The 6,436-nt window shown below is 69.7% G+C and carries 6 protein-coding genes; all 6 read right to left on the bottom strand.

All coding sequences use genetic code 11. The features are described from left to right. Nucleotides 1-146: 146 nt before the first annotated feature. From VFV67_RS01945 to VFV67_RS01920, 6 genes are read right to left on the bottom strand one after another with little or no spacing between them, the layout of a single operon-like run. Complete coding sequence (locus VFV67_RS01945) at nucleotides 147-581, bottom strand: type II 3-dehydroquinate dehydratase (protein WP_326466724.1); 435 nt, start codon at nucleotides 579-581, stop codon at nucleotides 147-149. After that, the gene (locus VFV67_RS01940; protein ID WP_326466722.1) at nucleotides 578-1,618 is read right to left on the bottom strand and encodes a DUF4346 domain-containing protein; all 1,041 of its coding nucleotides are present in this window, start codon (nucleotides 1,616-1,618) and stop codon (nucleotides 578-580) included. Before VFV67_RS01940 ends, VFV67_RS01945 begins: the two co-directional genes overlap by 4 nt. Then, complete coding sequence (locus tag VFV67_RS01935) at nucleotides 1,612-3,444, bottom strand: B12-binding domain-containing radical SAM protein (protein ID WP_326466721.1); 1,833 nt, start codon at nucleotides 3,442-3,444, stop codon at nucleotides 1,612-1,614. Before VFV67_RS01935 ends, VFV67_RS01940 begins: the two co-directional genes overlap by 7 nt. Further along, nucleotides 3,441-4,808: an alkaline phosphatase family protein gene (locus VFV67_RS01930; protein ID WP_326466719.1), complete on the bottom strand. Its 1,368-nt coding sequence runs from the start codon at nucleotides 4,806-4,808 to the stop codon at nucleotides 3,441-3,443. Before VFV67_RS01930 ends, VFV67_RS01935 begins: the two co-directional genes overlap by 4 nt. Before the next feature lie 16 nt (nucleotides 4,809-4,824). Further along, nucleotides 4,825-6,156 carry an alkaline phosphatase family protein gene (locus VFV67_RS01925; RefSeq protein ID WP_326466718.1) on the bottom strand — a complete coding sequence of 444 codons (1,332 nt, stop codon included), beginning with the start codon at nucleotides 6,154-6,156 and terminating at the stop codon, nucleotides 4,825-4,827. After that, the gene (locus VFV67_RS01920; RefSeq protein ID WP_326466716.1) at nucleotides 6,156-6,419 is read right to left on the bottom strand and encodes a phosphopantetheine-binding protein; all 264 of its coding nucleotides are present in this window, start codon (nucleotides 6,417-6,419) and stop codon (nucleotides 6,156-6,158) included. Before VFV67_RS01920 ends, VFV67_RS01925 begins: the two co-directional genes overlap by 1 nt. Between the last annotated feature and the right edge of the window lie 17 nt (nucleotides 6,420-6,436).

Genomic DNA, 6,436 nt, shown 5'->3' with positions numbered 1-6,436 from the left:
GGTGCTGGAACCGGGGACTCGGTTGCTGGAACCGGGGAGTCGGTTGTTAGAGCTGGGATCTCTGTTGTCGGAGGTGGGGACTCGGGTGTTGGAAACGGGATCTCGGTTGCTGGGGGTGGGGATTCGGGTGTTGACGGGGGGGAACTTTACTTGTGTGGCAACAGGTTTGTCAGGGCTTGGGCGGCGAGGACGTAGCCGTGCGGGCCGAGGCCGGCGATGAGGCCGTGCGCGAGGGGGGCGTGGATGGAGTTGTGGCGGAAGGATTCGCGGGACCAGATGTTGGAGAGGTGGACTTCGATGAAGGGGTGGGGGTAGGCGGCGAGGGCGTCGCGGAGGGACCAGCCGGCGATCATGAGGGCGCCGGGGTTGATGATGGCGCCGGCGGTGTCCCAGGAGTTGTTGACGGCGGCGAGGAGTTCGGGTTCGCTGTCGCTCTGCACTGCGCGGAGGGTGCAGTGTGGGGCGATTTCCTCGGCGACGAGCTTCTCGATGTCGGCGAGGGTGGCGGTGCCGTAGATGTCGGGTTCGCGGCGGCCGAGGATGCCGAGATTGGGGCCGTTGAGCAGAAGTAGCTCGGTCATGAGGGGGCCTCCTCGGGCGGGGAGTAGAGGTCGGCGGGGGTGGTGGCGCGCAGGTCGATGTCGTCGGGGAGGTCGATGCCGCATTCCTGTTCCAAGGCGATGGCCAGCTCGATCATCCGGGACGAGTCGACGGCCACCTGGTCGCCGATGGGGGTGTGTGGGGCGAGGGTGGGGGCGGCGTCGAGGAGCTTGGCGAGGTGGGCCAGGAACTCGTCGAGGGACTGGGACGGAGCTGGGGAGGGGGACTGCATGGGGGTGTCACCTCCGGTGGACGAGTGGCGGAGCGGGAGGTCCTGGGCGTAGTCGAGGCCGAGGCGCACGGCGGTCTCGGCCTTCACCAGTTCGGCGCCGAGATAGGCGGCGTGCGCGGGGTCGTGGACCAGGCCGGCGCGCAGCACGCCGAGGACCATGGATTCGGCGCGACGGCCGCGCATCTCGTGGGCGGCGGCGAGGTTGTCGTCGTAGTGGCGGAGCACGACCTCGCGAGCCCGGGCGTCGACGGCGACCACGAAGAAGCCTTCGCCTGCGGTGGCGATGGGCCTGCGCCGGCCGCCGGGGTGCAGGGCGGCGACGGGGGGCGGGGTTGGACGGGGAAGGTGTGGGCGGCGGGGGGCCGGGTGGGAACGGCGGGCGTGCGCCGCGATCTCGGCGCGCAGCCGGGGTGGGTCGAGCACGCCGCGCAGGTCGACCAGGCGTACGCGGGAGCGGAAGGTGTCTATTTCGGACTGATCGAGGCTGGGCAGGAAGGGGTGGTGACCGGCGGCGCCGATGATGCGGCGGTCGGCGCGGTGAATGCCGTGCCGGATCAGGGCGGCGAGGGTTTGGCCCTGCATGAACAGCGGGGAGTCGCGCCCACAGAGGAGAAGCACGGTGATGTGCGGGTTGTTCAGGACCGAGCGGACCAGTTCCTCGATGCCGAGGTTGGCGGTCATCAGCGGGGCGGCCACGGCCACCCCCGGCGCGTCGCACAGCCGCGCCGCCAGTTCCCGGGTGGTGAGCGTGCACACGCCCACCACCCGGGGTGGGGGTGTCACCACGTGGGGCCCGCGCCTTCCCCGGTGTACACCCGCGGCAGGCCACCCGGGCCAGGCTTGGGCAGCGTCGAGCTGATCTCGGTGACCGACGCGCCGAGCCGGTGCAGGTTCTTACCCACCCGCAGCTGCTCGCTCTTGATCCGCCGGATCCGCTCCCGGAAGAACCGCTCCACGTCGACCACCTGGCTGCGGTGCTGATCGGCGTCCAGCCGGTCGGCGAGCACGTCGTCCAGGTTGGACTTGAAGAAGTCGAAGTTGAACCGGCCCATCTCCTGGCGCAGCTCATGCAGCCAGTCCTTGAACCCGTCCAGCACGTCGTTCACCCCGGCCAGGGTGTGGAACCGCCGGTAGATCCGGGAGATGTAGGTCTGCAGCACCACGTTGAACGTCTCGAACTCGAACACCGCGGACTGCTCGGTGATCACGCCGTGCTTGTGGTAGTCGTCGTTGTTGTACAGCGCCGCGTAGTGCTTGGCCAGCTTCTCCACCTTCGGGTCCAGGAACCGGTATCCGTAATGGTCCAAAGTGGACCAATAGTCCTCGTAGAGCAGCCCGTCCTTCTCCATCTTCTCGATGATCCGGGTACCCGGGTAGATCTCCAGCCGCTCGGTCATCCGGCGCAGGTTGTGCCCGGCGTTGTCCCGCAGGAACTCCGCGTTGCGGACCAACGTGTCCACGGTGGCGTACGGGTGGAACGGGATGAACCCCATGGCGAGGTAGATGCCGTGCTCGCGAAGCATCTTGATGACCGTGCGATTGTCCTCGACGGTGGCCCGCTTGTCCCACAGGTCCAGTTCCTCGGGCACGCCGGACTCGATGCCGACGTTCACCTTCTCCAGACCGGACCGGACCATCAGGTCCATCAGGTCGTGGTCCTCGGGCGTGTCCTTCCAGTTCTCCGCCCGCATACAGACGTTGTAGTAGATGTCCAGCCCGCGATCGAGGATCCCCTGCGCGATCGCCCGCACCCGCTGCTTGCCGACCCGGCCGCCGTCCGGGTCCTCGAACGTCGAGTCGATGAAGTCGTAGGTGCGGAACTTGTACTTCTTCACCAGGTACTCGACCTCGTCGAGGATGTCCTCCGGGCCACGGCCGCGCCACGGCTTGCCCGGCTGCGACCGGTTCTTCAGGTGCGGCGCCGAGCAGAACGTGCACATCGCCACGCAACCCCGTGACGTGCTCACCCGCACGTACTCGAGCTTGTTTCCGTGCTGCTCCAACTGATCCCGCGCGGGATAGGGCAGCACCTCGAGGTCGTGGATGACCGGCCGGGCGGGCAGTTGCTTGATCGTGCCGTCGGCGTCCCGATAGGCGATCCCCTTGCAGCCGTCCAGCGGCTCACCGAGGGCGACCCGCTGGGCCACGTCCAGGATGGTCGGCTCACCCTCGCCGGTGGCCACCACGTCCACGTTGGGGTTGTTCTCCAGCACGTCGGTGCCGGCGAAGGTGCCGGCCGGACCGCCGCAGGCGATCAGCGTGTCGGGCAGCCGCTCGCGGATCTTCTCGCTCACCGTCAGGCAGCTCTGCATGTTCAGGCTCATCAGGGTGAAGCACACGATGTCCGGCCCGAACTCGGCCAGCCCGTCGATCGCGGACTCCTCCTCGCCGTGCGGCACTTCCCTGATCTCCGCGGTGAACCCGACCTGGCGCAGGGTTGCGGCCATGTAGGCGACGCCGAGGTGCTCCGGCGACATCACCAGGTCGCCGTCGAGCAGGATCAGGAAGCTGACCCGTGTCGACGCCGGGTCGGTGACCCGCGGGTCGAGCGTGATCTCGAACTCGCCCGGCTTCTTCTTCCTGGCATCTTCGATGGGCAGCGTTGTGGTCACGAGTTTCCTCCGGAAACGGTCTCGAGCGTCGACCGGACGGCCGCGACATCCCGGCCGTCCAGGTCCGGCGCCGGCACGCCGACAGCGGCCAGCACCGTCGGCGCGACATCGGTCATGTCCGCCTGCCCGGCAACGGTTCCGCCGGGCACGGACAGCACCGCGTCGCCCCGGGTATGGGTTCCGGTGAGCACGTCGGGTGCCACCAGATCGGTCGCCGGCCACGCGCCGCGGGCCTGCACACCGCGGGCCGGAACGGCCACGATGTCCGGTGCCTGCGCGGAAACCGGCCCATGGTAGGCGGCCGCACCGGACAACACCTCGTCGAACACCGGCGGCCCGTCGACCTCCGGGCCGATGTCGGTGCCCGACCAGCGCAGCGCGCGCAGCGCCGTGGCCACCTCGGCGGCGAGGTCGTCGGCCGCCGCGTCGGACAGGGTGCCACGCGGGAACCGGCCGGCGCGGTGCACATAGAACCGGGCCGGATCCAGCGCGAACACCCGGCTGTCACCGTCCACTTCGGACAGCTTCGGGGTGTCCGCGACCGGCGCCAGCCAACCCCGCGAGCGCAACCAGGCGTTGACGTAGAACTGGCAGGTGGCCGGGCCGAACCCGTGGTCGCTGACCAGGATCGGCCGGACCCCCGGCGCGCACGCCAGCACCTCGGCGACCGCGTCGTCCACCTCCCGGTAGAACTCCATCGTCGCCTCGTGCAAGGGATCCGCCGGATCGTCCACCGCCCGCCACAGGAAGTGCTGCAGCCGGTCGGTCTCGGTGAACACGGCGATGGCCACGTCCCACGGCCGGGTGCCGAGCAGGTGCCGGAACGCCTTGGTGCGAGCCGACAGTGAGCGACGAACCCGGGCGACGAACCCCGCCGGGTCCGCCCGGACGTCACCCACCTCGACGTCCAGCTCGTAGTTCAACCGGCGCAACGGTTCCACCAGCCACCGCGGCTGCACCGCCTTGTCAAGCGACGGCGCCACGAAGCCGGACACCAGGGTGCCCTGGATGGCCGGTGCCGGGTAGCTGCCGGGCACGTTGAGGCAGACGGTGTCCAACCCGTGCGCGGCGGCGTGCTCCCACAGCGGCGGCGCCTGCAGATCCGCCACGTTGGGGAAGTACGTCCGGTAGCCGCCGGGTTCGAGGTCGACGAACCCGTAGATGCCGTGCCGGCCCGGGTTGACCCCGGTGAGAAAGCTCGCCCAGGACGTGGAGCTGATCTCCGGCACCGGCGCCACCAGTTCGGCACAGCCGGACTCGGCGACCACCCCGGCCAGGCACGGCACGACACCCTGGTCGATCAGCCGGTGCAGCAGCGACCGGGGCATTCCGTCCAGGCCGATCACCAGTGCGCGGTCGGTCATCGGTTCGCTCTCCTCCTCACGGCAGCAGCGGCGTTCCGGTGAACCCGGCGGGCAGGTCCCGGCCGAGCAGGTGCACCAGGGTGGCCGCCACGTCCACCGGCCGGGCCACGTCCGGGCCCGCCGCCGTGCGCCCGGCCCCGGCCAGCGCCCAGTAGGACCGGCGCCGGTGCCACGCGCTCTGCCAGTTCCGGTACACCTTCTTGGCCCAGGTCTGGTCGCCCAGCGGCAGATAGCGCCAGTCGGCCGGCTCCAGGATCAGGTCGGGTGCGGCGGAAACCGTGTCCCCGCGGTAGATCTCCTCGCGCGGGCTGACCGCGGCGAACATCGGCGCTCCGGTGCGCGGGTTGACCACGGCCGCGAGCCCCTCGGCCACCTCGGCCCGGACCCGCTCGTAGTCCTCCTCCGGCACCAGGCCGTGCTTGTACCGGCCGCGCACGTTGATGTTGACCCCGTGCGTACCCTGCACCGCCTCGAACGCCGTGCTGGCCGCCCAGTCCACCGCGCCGTCGTCGCCGCGCGCCTGCAACCCGGCAGCCGCCAGGTCGTCGTTGACCGCGCAGTACGCACGCAGCGGCCCGAACCCGATCTCGGAGAAGGCCAGCACCGCGGTGTTCTCGTCGGCCCGGTCGAGCAGCTTGCCGATGATCTCGTCGGCCAGCCGGTAGGCGGCGAACACCGCCGAGTCCTCCGTGCCGACCCCACCGGGTTCCAGCTCCTGCCAGAAGATGTGCGACAGCCGGTCGATCGAGGTGAGGTTCACCAGGATCGCGTCGGCGCCCTTGTCGTAGAGCAGCATCGCGGCCGCGCCGCGCCGACGGTCGGCCTCGAGCACGTCCGGCACGAAGTCCTGCTTGGCCTGGCCGTGCCACCAGATGGCGGTGTCGTGGGTGGGCGCGATCCCGTGTTGGGTCAGCTCCTTCTGCAGCCCCCGCGGGTAGCAGGCGTGCAGGCTCAGCTGCATCGGGTAGCTCACCACCCAGCCGTCCAGCGGCTGCACCGGATGGGTGCCGAACAGCCCCACCGAGCCGAACTTCAGCCCGGCCAGGTCCGGCAGGTGCCACATCAGCGGGTTGCGGCGCCGGTCGCCGTTCTCCACCTGCGGGCGGTACTCCGGATCGTGGCAGCTCCAGTAGGAGAAGATGCCGTGGTCGCCGGGACCGTGGCCGGTCAGCAGGCTGACCAGTCCGGGCGGCTCGTACGGCACCCCCTCCGCGTCCAGCGTGCCGCGCACGCCCTCGGCGAACAGCCGCGCGAAGTTCGGCAACCGCCCCTCCGGCACCCACCGGTCGAGCAGTTCCGGCGTGGCTCCCTCGGTGATGACCGCGATGACGCGTGGCGTGGTTCCCATCAGCTCGTCACGGCCTGCTGGCTGCGCGATTCCACGTACTCGGCCAGCTTGCCAAGGTCGTCGATCAGGTCAACGGACAGGTCCTCGTCGGCGATCTCGATGGAGAACTCGCTCTCCACCCAGATCAGGAACTCGATGGTGTTGATCGAGTCAAGGCCGAGTTCGTTGACCAGGTTGGTGTCCGGGATGGTGGCCGGGTCCCGCTGCAGGTCCAGCGATTCGACCAGCACCTTGCGCAGCCGATCCTTCGTCTCTGCTGCCATGCCAGATCTCCTTTCGT

Source organism: Actinophytocola sp., assembly GCF_035762905.1.
Taxonomy (GTDB): domain Bacteria; phylum Actinomycetota; class Actinomycetes; order Mycobacteriales; family Pseudonocardiaceae; genus DASYTH01.
The sequence above is the reverse complement of the archived record's forward strand: the minus strand, read 5'-3'. Positions and strand labels throughout refer to the sequence as shown.